The 16,563-nt window shown below is 40.0% G+C and carries 17 protein-coding genes and 2 other annotated features; of the genes, 8 read left to right on the forward strand and 9 right to left on the reverse strand.

Features of this window, described 5'->3' with window-relative positions; all coding sequences use genetic code 11:
* Positions 1-148 precede the first annotated feature (148 nt).
* On the forward strand, positions 149-1,801 hold the full coding sequence (locus ATG70_RS09710; RefSeq protein WP_098444112.1) for a M4 family metallopeptidase: 1,653 nt from the start codon (positions 149-151) through the stop codon (positions 1,799-1,801).
* Positions 1,802-1,913: 112 nt separating this feature from the next.
* On the forward strand, positions 1,914-2,717 hold the full coding sequence (locus ATG70_RS09715) for an SDR family NAD(P)-dependent oxidoreductase (protein ID WP_098444113.1): 804 nt from the start codon (positions 1,914-1,916) through the stop codon (positions 2,715-2,717).
* A gap of 80 nt (positions 2,718-2,797) precedes the next feature.
* On the opposite strand, the gene ATG70_RS09720 is transcribed toward ATG70_RS09715, so the two are convergent.
* The 6 genes from ATG70_RS09720 to ATG70_RS09745 form a co-directional block, all read right to left on the reverse strand.
* Complete coding sequence (locus ATG70_RS09720) at positions 2,798-3,358, reverse strand: GNAT family N-acetyltransferase (RefSeq protein WP_098444114.1); 561 nt, start codon at positions 3,356-3,358, stop codon at positions 2,798-2,800.
* Between the two features lie 111 nt (positions 3,359-3,469).
* Positions 3,470-3,817 (reverse strand): DUF805 domain-containing protein, encoded by a 348-nt coding sequence (locus ATG70_RS09725; RefSeq protein WP_098444115.1) that lies wholly within the window; start codon positions 3,815-3,817, stop codon positions 3,470-3,472.
* A gap of 108 nt (positions 3,818-3,925) precedes the next feature.
* Positions 3,926-4,462 carry a GNAT family N-acetyltransferase gene (locus ATG70_RS09730; protein WP_098444116.1) on the reverse strand — a complete coding sequence of 179 codons (537 nt, stop codon included), beginning with the start codon at positions 4,460-4,462 and terminating at the stop codon, positions 3,926-3,928.
* A 53-nt stretch (positions 4,463-4,515) separates the two neighbouring features.
* Positions 4,516-5,154 (reverse strand): NUDIX hydrolase, encoded by a 639-nt coding sequence (locus ATG70_RS09735; protein WP_098444117.1) that lies wholly within the window; start codon positions 5,152-5,154, stop codon positions 4,516-4,518.
* Between the two features lie 258 nt (positions 5,155-5,412).
* On the reverse strand, positions 5,413-6,204 hold the full coding sequence (locus ATG70_RS09740; protein ID WP_098444118.1) for an SDR family NAD(P)-dependent oxidoreductase: 792 nt from the start codon (positions 6,202-6,204) through the stop codon (positions 5,413-5,415).
* Positions 6,205-6,216: 12 nt separating this feature from the next.
* The gene (locus ATG70_RS09745) at positions 6,217-7,182 is read right to left on the reverse strand and encodes an MBL fold metallo-hydrolase (RefSeq protein WP_098444119.1); all 966 of its coding nucleotides are present in this window, start codon (positions 7,180-7,182) and stop codon (positions 6,217-6,219) included.
* A gap of 159 nt (positions 7,183-7,341) precedes the next feature.
* Positions 7,342-7,555: a binding site (T-box leader), on the forward strand.
* 37 nt (positions 7,556-7,592) lie between these two features.
* Between ATG70_RS09745 and proC the strand changes: the two genes are divergently transcribed.
* Entirely contained in the window at positions 7,593-8,426 is an 834-nt protein-coding gene (gene proC / locus ATG70_RS09750; RefSeq protein ID WP_098444120.1) for a pyrroline-5-carboxylate reductase, read from the forward strand.
* Between the two features lie 55 nt (positions 8,427-8,481).
* On the opposite strand, the gene ATG70_RS09755 is transcribed toward proC, so the two are convergent.
* A complete protein-coding gene (locus ATG70_RS09755) occupies positions 8,482-8,745 on the reverse strand; it encodes an HPr family phosphocarrier protein (protein WP_098444121.1) in 264 nt (87 codons plus the stop codon).
* Positions 8,746-9,006: 261 nt separating this feature from the next.
* Between ATG70_RS09755 and ATG70_RS09760 the strand changes: the two genes are divergently transcribed.
* From ATG70_RS09760 to ATG70_RS22175, 3 genes are all read left to right on the forward strand, one after another.
* Entirely contained in the window at positions 9,007-9,315 is a 309-nt protein-coding gene (locus tag ATG70_RS09760; RefSeq protein WP_098444122.1) for a MerR family transcriptional regulator, read from the forward strand.
* Between the two features lie 165 nt (positions 9,316-9,480).
* Complete coding sequence (locus ATG70_RS09765) at positions 9,481-9,867, forward strand: DUF302 domain-containing protein (RefSeq protein WP_098444123.1); 387 nt, start codon at positions 9,481-9,483, stop codon at positions 9,865-9,867.
* A gap of 81 nt (positions 9,868-9,948) precedes the next feature.
* Positions 9,949-10,146 carry a hypothetical protein gene (locus tag ATG70_RS22175; RefSeq protein ID WP_142329568.1) on the forward strand — a complete coding sequence of 66 codons (198 nt, stop codon included), beginning with the start codon at positions 9,949-9,951 and terminating at the stop codon, positions 10,144-10,146.
* Positions 10,147-10,454: 308 nt separating this feature from the next.
* On the opposite strand, the gene ATG70_RS09770 is transcribed toward ATG70_RS22175, so the two are convergent.
* Positions 10,455-10,772, reverse strand: coding sequence for an MGMT family protein (locus ATG70_RS09770; RefSeq protein ID WP_098444124.1), 318 nt, complete (start codon positions 10,770-10,772; stop codon positions 10,455-10,457).
* A 135-nt stretch (positions 10,773-10,907) separates the two neighbouring features.
* Here ATG70_RS09770 and ATG70_RS09775 point away from each other — a divergent pair, with 135 nt between their 5' ends.
* Both ATG70_RS09775 and ATG70_RS09780 read left to right on the forward strand, forming a co-directional pair.
* Positions 10,908-12,554: a BCCT family transporter gene (locus tag ATG70_RS09775; RefSeq protein ID WP_098444125.1), complete on the forward strand. Its 1,647-nt coding sequence runs from the start codon at positions 10,908-10,910 to the stop codon at positions 12,552-12,554.
* An 83-nt stretch (positions 12,555-12,637) separates the two neighbouring features.
* Positions 12,638-12,840 (forward strand) — a binding site (T-box leader).
* A gap of 71 nt (positions 12,841-12,911) precedes the next feature.
* Positions 12,912-14,255: a sodium-dependent transporter gene (locus ATG70_RS09780; RefSeq protein ID WP_098444126.1), complete on the forward strand. Its 1,344-nt coding sequence runs from the start codon at positions 12,912-12,914 to the stop codon at positions 14,253-14,255.
* A gap of 40 nt (positions 14,256-14,295) precedes the next feature.
* On the opposite strand, the gene ATG70_RS09785 is transcribed toward ATG70_RS09780, so the two are convergent.
* Positions 14,296-16,347, reverse strand: a complete 2,052-nt coding sequence (locus ATG70_RS09785) for a peptidoglycan D,D-transpeptidase FtsI family protein (RefSeq protein ID WP_179886239.1) — start codon at positions 16,345-16,347, stop codon at positions 14,296-14,298.
* Between the last annotated feature and the right edge of the window lie 216 nt (positions 16,348-16,563).

Below are 16,563 nucleotides of genomic sequence, written 5' to 3' on the forward strand. Positions count from 1 at the left end.
GAACCAGTCGGTATTTTAATTACAGGAGAAAGGTCCCGTGACTACACACAAAAGGATAGGTCGTAACTATCAAAATCATTTAAATAATTTGAATATTTAGCCTTTTGTGATAAAGTTAGCTCATCTTAATCACGAGGGGGAAATTGGAATGGGAAAGAAAAAGAATTTGCTTTCAATTGGTTTATCAGTCGGGCTGGTAAGTACCATGTTTGCTCCATCCTCAACATTCGCGGCAGCTGATACGAATATGAATAAAGAAACCGGGACGCCATCTTTTGTTTCCGGGAAATTAACAAAAGCAAGCTCTCAAAATCCCAATCAAGTGTTGTTCGATTACTTAAATGACCAGAAAAGCATGTACAAATTTAGTGGATCATCAGCACAGGACGCTTTTCAAATCATTTCTAAAGAAAAAGACGACCTTGGCTTTACGGTCTTTCGTTTACAGCAGCTTCATGAAGGAACACCGGTTTACGGCTCCACTCAAACCGCACACGTTGATGAAAGCGGCGTCTTAACTGCTGTATCCGGTACAGTTATTCCGGACCTTGGATCGAAGAAAGAGCTTAAAAAAGCAACAAAATTCAAGAAACAAGATGCTATTAAAAAAGCAGAAAAAGATCTAGGCTTCTCTCCAACTTATGAACAGAAACCCGAATCAAACCTTGTCGTTTATGCAGACGGAGAATCTCCGACATATGCTTATCACGTCACATTAAACTTCCTTTCACCTGAACCAGGGAACTGGCAGTACATAATTGACGCAACAAGTGGTGAAGTGCTAACAAGTTTTAACGCGCTTCACGAAGCTAAAAAAGAAGGTGTTGGGAAGCCGGGCGGTGGCGCAATCACCGGAACAATTCAAACAGCGAGTGGAACCGGCGTGCTTGGTGACCAAAAGACGTTCAACACGCTTCTTTCTTCCTCAACTTATTATTTGAAAGATACAACGAGAGGCGGCGGTATTTTCACGTATGACGCAGCTAATCGGACTAAGCTACCGGGTTCGTTATGGGCTGATGCGGATAACACCTTCAACGCAAGCTATGACGCGGCAGCTGTCGATGCTCACTACTATGCAGGCGCAACGTATGATTATTATAAAGATGTATTCAACCGCGATAGTTATGACGGAAACGGGGCACCACTAGAATCTACCGTACATTATGGTCGTAACTACAATAATGCGTTCTGGAACGGTAGCCAAATGGTCTATGGTGATGGAGACGGCTCCACGTTCGTATCTCTTTCTGGCGGTGAAGATGTTGTAGCACATGAATTAACACACGCTGTTACAGATACGACAGCCGATCTTATTTATCAAAATGAATCAGGAGCGCTGAACGAATCAATGTCCGACGTGTTCGGAACACTTGTGGAATATCATGATAATAATAATCCTGACTGGTTAATTGGCGAAGACATTTATACACCAGGAACTTCTGGAGACGCTCTTCGTTCGATGTCTGACCCTGCGAAGTTTGGCGACCCTGATCATTACTCTGTACGCTATACAGGTACACAGGATAACGGTGGAGTTCATATTAATAGCGGAATTATGAATAAAGCAGCTTATCTTTTAAGTGAAGGTGGTACATTCTACGGAGTAAGCGTATCTGGAATTGGGAAAGACAAGCTTGGCGCCATTTACTATCGTACGCTAACGCAATATCTAACCGCGTCTTCGAACTTTAGTCAAATGAGAGCAGCAGCCGTTCAAGCTGCAACTGATCTTTATGGAAGTAGCAGCTCGGAAGTACAGTCAGTAAAACAAGCATTTAATGCCGTTGGCGTTCAATAAGAAGGTAGTTAAGACAGGTAGCCAGCGGGCTACCTGTCTTTTCGTTTGTTGAAGGTTTTATAAGTCTTCAAACGGGAAAGAAATGGCTAGAACAAAAAAGGAGGAAGAAATCATGGCGATTTTTAAAGAAGACGCACTAAAGCAAGAGCACGTGTTGATCACTGGAGCGACTGGTGGTATTGGATTTGAAACGGCAAAAGCCGCTGTTCAAGTCGGGGCTACCATTACGATTACAGGAAGAAATAAAGAGAAATTAGAGACGTTAAAGAACGAGTGCGAAAAGCTAGTTGCGGATGCTAAAGTTACCGTGCTTCCAGCAGACTTAAACAATGAGCAAGATCGTGCTACCTTGATCGAAAATGCGATAAAAGAAAGAGGAACGATTACAGGGTTAGTTAATTCAGCGGGAATTGGTGGCGGCGATACGCTCGATCAGTTACAAGAAGAAGACCTTCGTAAGGTGATGGAACTAAATTATTTCTCAACGGTTTTACTAACCCAGCTCGTTTACAGTAAAATGCGTGATGATAAGAAAAAAGGTTCCATTGTGAACCTCTCTTCTCTGTCGGGGCTTCGAGGAACTTTTGGAAACACCGCCTATAGTGCTTCAAAGTTTGCCATTACCGGATTTACACAGTCATTTGCACATGAAGCGATTCGTGATGGAATTAGAGTGAACGCTGTCTGTCCCGGCTTCGTTGACACAGAAATGGGAAGAAATAGCATTGAGTCAAAAGGAAAAAGAGAAAACAAAAGCTTTGAAGAAGAATTAAAAGCAGTAGAAGAAGCAATGCCTTCAGGTAGAATCACACAACCCGAAGAAGTAGCGAACAGTATCATTTACCTCCTATCAAACGCATCTGAGAACATTATTGGAGAATCTTTAAAAATTTCAGGCGGAAGTGTAATGCGTTAAGCTTCCTTCATTGTAAAAAACTCATGGCCATTCGATCCATTAAGATCAAGCAGCCATGAGTTTTTCTATTAGCGATAAGTTCAAATGGTACTCGAGTAGATACATGTATCCGTTATTTTCTTCCCATCAATGGACAAGTCGTCATTTTTGAGCGTTCCTTCAAGAAGATAACCCAAGCGTTCAGGAATCGCTCGACTCCGCGCATTCTCACGATCACACTGAATTTCAACTCTTCTACAATCCAGGCTTTGATGAGCATATTGAGTCAGCTTTTGAACAGCCTCTGTCATATAACCATGTCCACTATGCCCTGTCGCCATCCAATACCCAATTTCAAGCTTCGGAACATCCCAATGAATATTATGAAAACCTGTTGATCCTACAAACTCATTTGTTTCTTTCAAAAAAACAAGAAAGCGCAAACTTTCACGCTTTAGGAACTTGATGTGCGCTTCTGTTATATTAATTTCCGTTTCCTCGGGAGTAGGTGTTACCCGCGCAAAGCCTAGCCACGGTCTTAGTTCCTCAATAGACGTTTGAATCGCTTCATTTACTACTTTCCCATCACCAGGCTGGGGCATTCTTAACAGCAATCGTTCTGTTTCAAGGGACGTTTCAATTTCCATTAATATCGGATTCACGATCATCTCTCCAATGTGTTGAATAATTAAAGGACCAGTTCTAACTAGAAGATAAACCGCTAATCAGGTGGATTAGCGGTTTAAATAAAAACGTTTTCCCATTCCGACAAATTAAACGGCTTTGGGATTGGGGCCGAAGCGATTTTCTTCTCGCTCACTCTCAAGACAAGTGAAAACAAGAATAACAATACTACCAATAAAAGGAATGAGTCCAATCAATACCCACCAGCCGCTTCGGCCTGTATCATGCAATCTGCGTACCGTTACAGCAAGGCCCGGTAAAAGGATGAATAAAGAATAAATCCCAGTTAGAAATGGAGTAATATCAGCAAGCGATTCGATTAGTGTTAGGACAACTGAGAAAATGATGTTAAAAAGAGTAAACATCCAATATTCTTTACGCCTTGCTCTCCCTTGAAAGTTCACATAGTTCTTCAACACTTTCAAATACCAATTCATACAACTTCTCCTTTAGCGAATAGATTAAGTTTAGTAGAATAATATCGTGATTCACATGATAGTATAGCATAAAACATGACAATAATAGGCAAAAACCTCAGTAATTGGTTAGATAAACTCTCTCCTTAAGAGACTCATTCTAAGTCGATCGACGTAATGCCCTTCTCGGTAGCGATCTTCTCGCAATATGCCTTCTTCCACAAAACCGCTTTGCTTGTAAGACTTGATAGCCTTCTCATTATCCACTTCCACTCTGAGCCAAATCTTATTTAAATTCAATTCAGTAAAGCCCCATCTAAGCATCGCTTTCATAGCACTTAAGCCATATCCTTGTCCCCAATAACGTTTATCTCCAATCGCAATCCCTAGTTCGGCATGGCCATTTAGCTGATCGATATTTTTCAGATCCACCCACCCTATATGTTTCCCTTCCTCAGTTACAATCGCTCGCTGCTCATACCCGTTTTTTCGACTGATACATAATTGAATCCAGCTGCTCGTTTCTTCTCGGGTAAACGGTGGATAATTTTCTGGCATATTCAGATGCTTTGTCACTTCAGTATCGAGACACCACTGATAGCGGTCTTCTGTATCCGAAAGAGAGAGTTCTCTAATTGTCACAACTGGCAACGACCTTCCTTTCACGTTAAGCTCTCCTACCTTCCATCTTTTTCTTTCCTACTTACACCTGATCCCTATTAACGATCCTCTATTTGATTGAAGTATTTCATCATTTCTTTAACAATCGTTTCATAATAAGAGGATTCATGTGGAACAAAATGACGTTTGCTTATTTTTTGATTCAAGTTCTTTCGTTCTCCATTATGATTAAACCAAAACCCTTCCACATGAAGGTCGGTTTGTTTTCCCATCCAGAAATCATAGAACGCTTCAAAATCAGCCTGAACAATTCCTGCGACCTCTTCTTTTTGAAGATCAAATGTATCGAACGATTGATTGTATTCAAAAAGATAGATATTTGCGATTTCATTATCAAGAAAATTATCTTGCTTGATCGATGCATTCATTACAAGCAAAGGGTGCAATTCTTCATAAGAAACGGGAACTCCAAGTTCTTCCTCAATTTCTCGCACTCCATCCTTCACTGATTCGTCTGCCATTAAGTGACCAGCTGCAGTAATGTCATAAAGACCCGCAAAATCTTTTTTCAAAGAACTTCGAAGCTGCAAATACACTTGTTTAACCCCTTCTTCTCTCCGAACGAACCAGCATTGAAAAACCTCATGCCAGTGCCCTACTCGATGTGCCTCATCTCGTGAAACCACTCCAATTGGGTTTCTATTTTCATCAAATATCCTTACTCTCTCATCTATCATCTTGTAACCTCACTTTTTCTCTCAACTCATCTATTCATTCGGCTTTCGTTTTCTTTTTCAATTGGAAATTCAACATAGATTGGTTTCCTTTTCATCCCCCCCTAAGCTCGTCTCTTTGATTCACAAGGCGTATCTTAATTTAGCGTAAACCTCTCTAGTCTTCCAAGACAACTCCATTTCCCTAAAAAAAGAATGATGGAAAAATTTCCAACAAAGAACCTAAAAAAAGAGCACCGAAGTGATGCTCTTAAGACAATTTTATTTTTGGTCAAAAAACTTTCCAGCTATTTTTTCCACAAGGCCTGGAGCCGTGTGATAAAGTTTGGCTCCAGCGTTCATCCATCCCGGAAGGTTCACTTCGCGCGTGCCCTTTTCAATAGCAGAAATAATTTCTCGCGATACCTTTTCTGGTGAGAGCATCATCTTTTCAACGTTTTTCGTATAAGTGCCACTACTATCTGCCGTTTCAAAAAAGTTTGTTTTGATTGGTCCTGGATTTACCGTTGTTACTTGAATGTTGTGTTCCTTCATCTCCATACGCAAACTGTTTGAAAATCCAAGAACTGCGTGTTTTGAAGCTGAATACCCCGAAGATTTTGGCGTAGCAAGCTTTCCTGCCTGAGAAGCAATATTGACCACATGACCCGATCCGGCATCTATCATCCCTGGTAGAACATGTGAAGTAAATCGCATGAGTCCAATGACGTTCACATCAAACATTGCTTCAATATCTTTCATATCGGCATCCACAAACGCGTCAAATTTTCCAAACCCAGCATTATTAATCAAAACATCAATCGGGGGCATCTCTTCTAACAGCATCGGCAGAACATGCTCCACTCGCTCTCCATCCCCGACATCAATCGTCCATACGGCTGGCGCATAAGCCCCGCTTCGTTCAATTAACCCTTTCACTTCCATTAACTTTTCTTCTGAACGAGCTACAAGGATTAGTTTAGCCCCTTTTTTAGCTAAATCGATTGCCAACTGTCGTCCTATTCCGCTTGATGCTCCTGTAATAAGAACAACTTTATTCTTTAAATTTTTCATGTGCTTCACCTCTTACGATCTAGATCGATAAACCGTTTTTTCCTTTTCTTTTATTTTAACTATCACATTCTCCGACTCAAGATAATCAAGATGCCCGATGGTTTCGGAGAGAGTAAGACCTGTTTGCTTTTTATAAACTCCTGGAAATAATTTCTGACAAACTTCAAAGGCGGTCATTGGACTATTTAAAAAGGATGCAACCTTCTCTGAACGTTCCTCTTGTTTTTGTAATCGTTCCTTGATTAACTCGTCCGGATTTAAAATCGGCTCCCCATGACCGGTATAGACGTACTGAAGATGGGCATCTAACGTTTTACGATAAGAATTCCGCTGCTGAAGAAGCGGTTTAGGTCTCTCCGTCCCTTTCACATAGGGCGGCTCAAGTAAAGGGTTTGAAGAAATCTTCTTAATAAGATGATCGCCTGCAATCATCATTCCAGTCTCCTTATGCCATAAAGAGATATGACTTTGGGCGTGACCAGGTGTTTCCATCACAGTCCATCCGCTACAGCCTGGTACGTCATCTCCTTCCGAGAGATGCCGGTCGCATTTTGCTCGGTCTGTATACGCAAGATAGCCTCGCGTATCACTTACATGATCAAAATATTGTTCAGGAACCCCAGCCTCACGGTAAATCCCCGTCATAAACGCTTCATTTTCTTTCAAAAAAGAATCGCTCATCTGTAACCATCGGTCATTCTTCCAATGCCCTAGAACGTTAACACCATTTTTCATCATTCTCCCGACAAGGCCAATATGATCAGGGTGGTGATGCGTGAGTACTACCTGATCAATATCTTCAAAAGCGACACCATAACTATGCAGCTGCTTCTCAAGTTCTTGTTGCGCTTCGGGTGTACGCGGGCCGGTATCAACTAGAGTCAGCGCATCTCCTTTTAATAAAAAACAATTTACCGGACCAACAGCAAACGGAGTTGGAACTGTCATTGACAGTACCTTTTCTTTCGTTAAATTCAAATTTACCGCCACCTCTACTTTTCGTTACATTAACTACCTCTATTCTATCGCTGTTCGTTCTTTTTGTCATTATATCGAGATAGTTTATTTTGAATTTTCCGATATTAGAGGTTGACATTTTTTTATTTTCATAGCATACTATGTAAAATTAGAATGATCGTATTGGCTTTGAAAGGGAATAGTAGAAATTCTAGTATGTGCCAGAGAGAGGGATTCATCGGCTGAGAAGTCCCTTCACCTTACTCATTTCGAACCTACCCTCGAGCCAGCTGTAGAAATACAGCCGCTTCCTACGTTATAAGGAACTAGAGGATATCATATGTTGATATCAAAAATAAGGTGGTACCACGGATAACGCCCATTCGTCCTTTCATAAGGATGAGTGGGCGTTTTATTTGGAAAGGATGAGGATGATGACAAGAACGAACATCGGCTTCATTGGTGCCGGATCAATTACAGAAGCAATTGTCGAAGGAATGATTTCTGAAAAGTTTGTTGACTCTAACCAAATTATGTTATTGAATCGCTCCAATTCACAGCGACTTGAGGAATTAAAAACAACATACAGCGTTCATGTTACTCAAGATATTCAGAAACTTTTGCAACAAAATAGAGTGATCATTCTAGCTATGAAGCCAACAGACGCGCCCGATGCTTTAGGCATGATTCAGCCATATATTCATAAAAACCATCTGATCATTTCTGTTTTAGCAGGCATTACAACTTCTTATATCGAAGAAAAGATCCACACACGTACCCCTATTGTTCGTGCGATGCCAAATACATCAGCTACAATAGGGTTATCTGCAACAGCTATTTCAGGTGGAACGTACGCGGATAAAAATGACTTGTTGTTTACAAAGCGTCTGTTTCAAACGATTGGAAGCGTCGTGCCCGTTCCGGAAGATAAAATGAATGCCGTAACAGGATTATCTGGCAGCGGTCCAGCTTATTTCTATTATATGGTAGAATGTATGGAAAAAGCCGCTATACAGAATGGACTTGACGAGGAAACAGCACGTGAACTCATCTTGCAAACCATTCATGGAGCTGCCATGATGCTTCGTCAAACGAAACAACCAGCAGAACTTTTAAGAAAAAAGATTACGAGTCCAGGAGGAACGACACAAGCTGGAATCGCTACTCTTAAAGAGTATGATTATGAAGAAGCTCTTTTAGCATGTATTACAGATGCAACGAATCGATCTCAACAGCTAGGTGAGCTTTTCCAAAAACAAAACTAATGTTTGTGCCCGGTCATTTCCTACAATGTCCGGGCACAAAAAACACCAATATATTTTACACACTCTTCTTCTGGACAACGCTACACATTTTTTTCAAGTGGTTTAAAGCTTCTTCACTATCTAATCCAGTCGCAATAATAGTCATCGGTCCAAAGTGAGTTGTCAGTCTCCCCATACTTAAAATACTCTTAGCATTTAATCGTTTCCCTTCAACTTCTACAATAATGTAACTACTAAAGAGATTGGCATCCTTTACAAAGTCCATCAAGAAGGCCATTGTAACTTTACTCGTGATCAAAACGGTTTCTTTATATACCATCCTTGCATCCTCCTCAGTATCTAATACAACCGTTTGCACATTTCTATTTTGACACCCTACCTCCCTAACCGCAAGGACTATGGCACCTTTCCTAACACAAACTTTACACCCGATCCATATGTTATGTTAGATATTCTAACAATCCAGCCGTGATTAATGAATAGCTATGATATAATGATAGCAGATTGCCAGTTTAGAAGACTTCAATAGTATATGTACGTGTAGCCACATTATGAATATGAGCATAGGGAGTGACTGGAGATGTCATATAAAGATAAAAAAGTTCTGCCCATCGGATCAGTCAGTGAATTAACTGGACTATCTCTGAGAAAGATTCGCTACTACGAGGAAAGAGGTCTTATTCTACCTGATCGATCTGGTGGTGGTACAAGAAAATTCTCGTTTACAGATGTAGAAAAACTAATGGACATTGCAAATCAAATTGAAGATGGCATGCAAACATTTGAAATTAAAAAGCTTTATAAAAAAGAAAAGCAAAAAGATAAAGATAAAATTAGAGATGAAATGATTCGTGGACAGTTAAATGCAGCATTTAAAATGACAAAATAGAGAAAGAAGCAAGCGAAATGGTAGTGCACCCCGGAAGTTAGAGTTAAAAAACTAACTTTTAGGGGTCACTACCTATTCGCTTGTTTTTTTTAGAGTTTCTTCGTTTAGAATATACGATGCCGGGTATAAATGAAAACAGAATGGTAATGAAAGGAGTTTTGCTCTATGAGTTTTCATTATACAGTGGAAACCTCTAAACCTGTCGATCAGGCAGTTTCTGACTTAAGTAATGAACTGAAAACAGAAAAATTCGGGGTATTATGGGATTTTGATCTGTCGGCCAAGTTGCAAGAAAAAGGAATGAACTTCGAAACCCCTTATCGGGTTCTCGAGGTTTGTAATCCAAAAGAGGCCGAGCGTGTCCTAAATGAAGATAAGTTAGTTGGTTATTTTCTTCCTTGTAAAATCGTTGTTTTTGATGATGACGGTCAAACGAAGATTGGTATGCCGAAGCCAACCACATTGTTAAACTTAACAGGCAAAGACAAACTAAGTGAAATTGGATATGATATCGAGAAACGCCTGATTTCCTGCATTGAGAAAAGCAAATAACGTGACTCCCCCACTAGACCCTCCTCTTTTCTTTAAGAGAAGAGGGTCTTTTCTCTTACTTACACCACCTAAAAGTTCCTTTTGAGTTTTTACGGTGGATTATTAGCGGTTCACATTATCGTAGCGGTATGTGGGCTTGGAGCAACATTTGCTCTACCAGTGTTAATGGGATTACCTAAAACAGTAAGCCAGGCAAGATTTGACCATTCAGTTTCGACAGGATTTGAAAAAATCGCAAAAATAGGTAGTTTAACGCTACTTGTTACTGGTCTTAGATAGGTGCGCTTCACCCATTTTTTTTACACAAAGTTGGTTTATCGCTTCACTCGTTATTTACATACTTGTCCAGCCTGTTGTAGCTGGGATCCTCCCTAAAAAGACCGCTCAGGCAAGTGCGTCTTTTAGGAGAAGCCGATGGAGATACGCTTCCGGAGGAGAACAAACGGATTGGAAAACAGATGGCACCTTTTACAAATGTAATGAATGCATCTGCTATTATTCTTATTATTTTACTGACATTGAAACCCTTTTAAGAATCGATCATAAATAAGGCCGTCTTAGCGGCCTTATTTTTTTATTCTTTTATTTCATTTTGGCGGATCGTAGCGATAGATCGTTAAATCTATTTTTGAATTCGGGTGAAAGACGATTCCTTCCCCTTCCAACATCATTTTCTGATCAATATAACCATCTTCCGACTTTAACCCGATCTCACCTTTAGCGTTTATCACTCGATGCCACGGAAGTTCATGCTTTCGGCTCATAGTGTGTAGAATTCGAACAACTTGCCTTGCACCACGTGGACTTCCTGCACACTTTGCAATTTGTCCATAAGTCATCACTTTACCTGGTGGAATTTTTTTAATAATCGTAACAACATTTTCAGTAAACAGCTCCACATTCATCACCCTCTAACGCAACATTCTATTCAATTATTATAACAGTCCCCACTATCTCTCAAGGAATAAAACGTTGTATAAAAAGATCGTCATGCTAGAAACTAATCTTAGTTAGCTATTGCAAAAGGAGCTTAAAAGGTTATGGATAAGCGTTTAATTGATTGGCCAACATTTTTAGGTGCTTTGAGTTTATTACTGCTTGTAACTGTTCCGCTTGTACTTTTTCCTGAAAAGGGAAAGGAAATTGTCAACAAAGCGAATGAGTTCGTCACCACCCAATTTGGGGTTCTCTATTTACTTGTAGGTCTGGGGATTTTTTTCTTTTTAATTTATGTCGCCTTTAGTGATAATGGTAGAGTGCGCTTAGGGGAAGAGGACGAGCGTCCTGAATTTAACAATTTTTCATGGGCAGGAATGCTTTTCTGCGCTGGAATTGGATCAAGTATTTTATACTGGGGCACCATTGAATGGGCGTATTACTATCAAGGCCCACCATTTGGTCTAGAACCCGGAACGGAAGAAGCAATCCTATGGGCAAGTACATATGGCATCTTCCACTGGGGCCCGATCGCATGGGCCATCTATACGCTACCCGCTTTACCGATGGCCTATTTCTACTATGTCCGTAAAAAACCCGTACTAAAAATAAGTGAAGCAACAAGACCATTAATCGGAAAACTTGTAGATGGCCCACTTGGAACGATTATTGATGTGCTTTTTATGTTTGGGCTTCTTGGCGGGGCAGGTACAACGCTAGCACTCGGTACTCCAATGATCGCAGAAGGAATTGATGCTCTCACAGGTATTGGCGTAACAATGGTACTAAAAACGTTGATTCTCGTTCTTGTAACAGCCATTTTCGCCATCAGTGCTTATTCAGGATTAAAAAAAGGAATTAAAATATTATCTGATATTAACTTAGTTCTCTCAATTTTTCTGCTTCTATTTGTATTAATCTTTGGGCCAACCCGTTTTCTCGTTGAAACAGCCACAAACAGCGTCGGTTTGTTGTTGGATAACTTCTTTCATATGAGTACTTGGACAGAGCCATTTAATGCTCTTGGTCCATATGATAAAACAGGCTTTCCGGAAAGTTGGACCGTGTTTTACTGGGCCTGGTGGATCGTATACGCCCCTTTTGTTGGGTTGTTTGTTGCCAAAATTTCAAGGGGACGATCCATAAAGCAAATGATTCTTGGAACCATTAGTTATGGAACTTTTGGAAGTTTATTGTTCTTTGGTATTCTCGGAAATTATGGACTTCATATGCAATTAACAGGTGAGTTTGATGTGATTGGGGTACTTAATGATGAGGGAGCACCTAGAGCCATCATAGAAACCATTGGTCAACTTCCATTTTCATGGTTTATGATCTTCATTTTTGTCGTGTTAGCGATCATTTTTCTTGCGACGACGTTTGACTCAAGCTCTTATATTTTAGCCTCCGTTGTTCAAAAAGAGGTCAAAGATGAACCTCTACGCTGGAACAGACTGTTTTGGGCATTCGCGCTCTGCCTTATGCCGTTAGTCCTCATGTTTGTCGGGGGACTTGGAACACTTCAAACAGCGAGTATCGTAGGTGGATTTCCCCTTCTCTTTATTATGATTATGCTTGGTTGGTCATTTATGCGAGCTTCTACAGCTGATATCAAAGCTTCTGAACATTATGATCCTAAAACCTTTTCATTAAATTACAAAAAGATTTTACAATCTATCAAGCGCAAAAAAACGAAGAAACAAAAAGGACCTGTCGATGCTCATTTTGAAGAGGATAAGAAAGATGAATAGCATAACAGATAATTTTTCCATATCGAAAATTATATTGACACTTTCAGTGGGTCATGATAAAAATTGAATAACTCTATAAATATTGAACTGCTTTGAAGGAAAACAAGTAGCCACCTTTTCCCTATTGAAGAGAGCCGATGGTTGGTGAGAATCGGTATATAAAAGGACGTGAATTTCATTTCTGGAGCTTCTTTTGTACTCGCAAAAGACGGTGAAGATCGTTACACAATGAAGAGGTGAGTTTTCTCACAACCAGGGTGGTACCGCGATAACAATCGTCCCTACGGATAACGTAGGGGCGATTTTTTTGTGGAATGACGGAATCAGCATTCAATAATAAACGAAAGGAGCAACAGTATGAGTCAAAATGAACAATGGTCTTCAAGACTTGGTTTTATCCTAGCTGCAGCAGGTTCAGCGATTGGTTTAGGGGCCATATGGAAATTCCCGTACACAGCAGGTCAAAATGGAGGTGGCGCTTTCTTTCTGATCTTTATTCTATTCACATTAGTACTTGGTCTTCCACTTCTACTAGCAGAATTTTCAATTGGACGAACCGCTCAAAGCAATGCGGTAGATTCTTATAAAACGATATCTCCAGAATCAAAGTGGTATCGAGTTGGTATTATGGGGATGATCACTTCTTTCATCTTGTTATCCTTTTATAGTGTCATTGGAGGATGGATTATCGCCTACTTGTATAAAGCTGTTACAGGAGAGTTAACAGGCCTCTCCTCCGATGAGTACGCACAAGTATTCGGTACGACAATATCAAATTCGTTTGTTAGTATTTTCGCGCAATTCATTTTCATTATTCTCACTATTCTTGTTGTAGCTAGAGGTGTAGAGAAAGGGATTGAACAGGCAAGTAAAGTAATGATGCCGGCTTTATTTCTTCTCTTCATTATTCTAGTCATTCGAGCCGTTACGCTAGAAGGTTCAATGGAAGGCATTTTGTTCTTGCTTCAACCTGACTTCACAAAAGTAACCTCTCAAACAATTTTAGAAGCAATGGGACAATCATTCTTCACATTGAGTGTCGGAGTATCGGTTATGGTCACGTATAGTTCATACTTACCAAAAACACAAAGTTTACCACGTTCCGCTCTGTCGATTGTGGTAATGAACGTTTTTATCGTTCTTCTTGCTGGTCTAGCGATTTTCCCTGCCGTTTTTGCTTTTGATCTTGAAGCTGGAGCTGGTCCCGTTCTCTTGTTTAATGTGCTTCCGACAGTATTTGGTCAGTTACCATTCGGAATGCTCTTTTTCATTGCCTTTTTGGTTCTGTTCTTGTTTGCAGCATTAACTTCTGCTTTTTCAATGCTTGAGATCATTGTATCGGTTATTTCGAAAGGTGACCTTAAGAAACGAAAAAAATGGGCATGGATCATTGGGCTTGCCATTTTCGCTGTTGGTATTCCATCAGCTCTCTCATACGGTGTTTTGAGCGATGTCACCTTATTCAATAAAACGATATTTGATTTAGCCGATTACGCGGTAAGTAATGTGCTTCTACCGATCGGAGCTTTGTTAATATCCATTTTTGTTCCTTTAAAAATGAAGAAATCTGCCCTTTATGAAGAATTGAAACGTGGAAGTGGGTTAAAGAAAGGCTTGTTCGAAACATGGTATTTTCTTATCCGTTTTGTCGCACCGCTTCTTATTCTTTTCGTTATGTTAGATGTTCTTGGAATTTGGTAAACAGGAAAAGCCTCACCTTATGGCGGTGAGGCTTTTTACTTCATTCTTCTTTTTCTTTTTCTTCGATAGGTGCAGCAGGTTTGGGTTCATCTTTCAGATCGAAATAAGCTTTAAATAGCCGCCTTGCAATATCTTTGTTGACTGATTCATTGCGATCACTGCTCAAACTTGGAATCACGACCGCTAACGCAATTTCTGGATCTTCATAAGGAGCATAGCCTACAAAGGTTAAATTAAATCCATCAATATTATTATCACGACCAAATTTCACTTCAGCCGTACCCGTTTTACCAGCATGAGTGAAATCTGTCCCTTTGAAATATTTTGTTGCTGTTCCGTTACTAGCATTCGTAACCCTCCATAAACCATTTTGTACTCTGTTAATATCGCTTTGACTCATTTGAATATGATTCATAACGTTTGTATCAAACTGATCAACAATAATATTCGATAAACCATCGACATTTGATGCCTCGTGAACTTCTTTTAAGAAATGAGGCTGAATTCTTTTTCCGTCGTTTGCAATCGTTGAAATATACTGAGCCATCTGAAGAGGTGTGTACGTATCAAATTGGCCAATCATTAAGTCCATTAAGTTACCAATTTGTTGGATTCCACCGTTGATTCCTGTCGTTTCGATTGGCATATCAATTCCAGTTTTGTTACCTAGTCCGAATTGATTAAAATGATAGCGCACATCATTAAAAGTACTTGGGTCCCAAGGAATACCACTTGTATTTGGAACATAGTCGTAGCCTGCCATCATCATGGCAATTCGGAACATGTACACGTTAGAGGATCTTTCCAACGCTTCTACATCATTCACCCATCCAAGATTTGCATAGGAAGCTTTATCCTTAGTAGCTGGAATCGAGATTGGCGTGTCATACAAAGTTGTCCCATGACCGATGACACCAGTTTCATAACCGGTTAGTACGGAGGCGCCTTTTACCGCGGAACCCATTTCATAAGCTTCAGATAAGGTTCCATATGAATATTCAATATACTCATTGTCTTCTGAGCTGTATTTTGTCCCACCAAATGCTAGTATCTCACCAGTGTCAGGATCCATTCCAATCGCATAAGCACGATCTGCATAAGGGTTCCCGCGCGCTCTTGCTTTTCTTAATTCTTCTTCAAGAATCGTTTCAAGCTCCTGTTGCAAATCAATATCGACTGTTAAAACCAGATCATTCCCTCTTTTACCTGGAATCACTTCAGGTTCCCCGATTGGCTTTCCTGATTTGTCCGTAACATATTTCTTCATGGACTTCTGCCCTCTTAATAAATCTTCATACTGCTTCTCAAGATAGCTGATGCCGACAAGATCGTTATTATCGTAGCCTTTCATCGTATAAGCATCCAGCGATTCTTTTGGAATTTGACCTAAGTTCCCGAACATTGTTTCCATCGTTTCATCATAAGGATAAACCCGCTCAGCATCTGGCGATATGTCGACTCCCGGTAAATCTTCAAGGTTTTCACTAACTTGCGCAATTTCTTCTCGTGTTAACCCCTTCTTAATAGACTGAGAAGAGAGTGCATACCCCGAGTCCATCTGGCGTTTGATTGCCGCAATTTTTAATTCATCCTTATCACTTGTAATTTCCTTAAGATCTTCTTCGTTGATGCGATCGATTTGTAGGCGATAAGCCTTTTTAGACTCAAGTTCTTCCCATTCTTCTTCTGATAATTTGGCCTTGGCTTTCTCTGGTCTAGTCATAATCCAGAAATCTTTCAAATCGCGCTCTGTCACCTTATCCGTATCCATCTCAATAAATGAAGCTAATTTACGAGCAACCTCAAGTCTTTCCTCTTGTTTCGTATTTTGATTTCGAATATAGGTTAACGTAAACGTTGGTTCATTATCGACAATAACTCTTCCATACCGATCATACATTTTCCCTCTAGGTGCCGATGATTTCGCTGTTACATTCTCGGTTTGCTCTGATATTCGTTCGAAATCTTCCCCTTGTACAATTTGAATCATCCCAAGTCTAAGGATAAGAATAGAAAACAATAGAAAAACAAATAGAAACAAAATATTTAGCCGAAACGGCACATGTGTTTTCTTCATTTTTTCCTTAATCATTAACTTCCCCCCGTGCATTTCCTTATCTTCCCAACTATCATAACATAGGAAGATTAGGACTTTTTTCCTTATTAGAAAATAAATTCAAAACAATTCCGTTATTAGAACGATTTCATTCTGTAAGTATTGACTAAATAAGTTTTAACAAGGTTCCATAAACGCACAACCTAGCTCACATGAAAAAAAGCATGCTTTTATAGCACGCTTCAGGGATGT

It is taken from the genome of Bacillus sp. es.036 (assembly GCF_002563635.1).
GTDB lineage: Bacteria > Bacillota > Bacilli > Bacillales > Guptibacillaceae > Guptibacillus.

What these genes read in the sequence shown, in the direction of transcription:
- ATG70_RS09710 (WP_098444112.1), top strand. Translation starts at nt 149, where the DNA reads ATGGGAAAGAAAAAGAATTTGCTTTCAATTGGTTTATCAGTCGGGCTG.
- ATG70_RS09765 (WP_098444123.1), top strand. Translation starts at nt 9,481, where the DNA reads ATGAGTTTTCATTATACAGTGGAAACCTCTAAACCTGTCGATCAGGCA.
- ATG70_RS09735 (WP_098444117.1), bottom strand. Translation starts at nt 5,154, where the DNA reads ATGATAGATGAGAGAGTAAGGATATTTGATGAAAATAGAAACCCAATT.
- ATG70_RS09780 (WP_098444126.1), top strand. Translation starts at nt 12,912, where the DNA reads ATGAGTCAAAATGAACAATGGTCTTCAAGACTTGGTTTTATCCTAGCT.
- ATG70_RS09740 (WP_098444118.1), bottom strand. Translation starts at nt 6,204, where the DNA reads ATGAAAAATTTAAAGAATAAAGTTGTTCTTATTACAGGAGCATCAAGC.
- ATG70_RS09760 (WP_098444122.1), top strand. Translation starts at nt 9,007, where the DNA reads ATGTCATATAAAGATAAAAAAGTTCTGCCCATCGGATCAGTCAGTGAA.
- ATG70_RS09715 (WP_098444113.1), top strand. Translation starts at nt 1,914, where the DNA reads ATGGCGATTTTTAAAGAAGACGCACTAAAGCAAGAGCACGTGTTGATC.
- ATG70_RS09785 (WP_179886239.1), bottom strand. Translation starts at nt 16,347, where the DNA reads ATGATTAAGGAAAAAATGAAGAAAACACATGTGCCGTTTCGGCTAAAT.
- ATG70_RS09725 (WP_098444115.1), bottom strand. Translation starts at nt 3,817, where the DNA reads ATGAATTGGTATTTGAAAGTGTTGAAGAACTATGTGAACTTTCAAGGG.
- proC (WP_098444120.1), top strand. Translation starts at nt 7,593, where the DNA reads ATGATGACAAGAACGAACATCGGCTTCATTGGTGCCGGATCAATTACA.
- ATG70_RS09775 (WP_098444125.1), top strand. Translation starts at nt 10,908, where the DNA reads ATGGATAAGCGTTTAATTGATTGGCCAACATTTTTAGGTGCTTTGAGT.
- ATG70_RS09755 (WP_098444121.1), bottom strand. Translation starts at nt 8,745, where the DNA reads ATGGTATATAAAGAAACCGTTTTGATCACGAGTAAAGTTACAATGGCC.
- ATG70_RS09770 (WP_098444124.1), bottom strand. Translation starts at nt 10,772, where the DNA reads ATGAATGTGGAGCTGTTTACTGAAAATGTTGTTACGATTATTAAAAAA.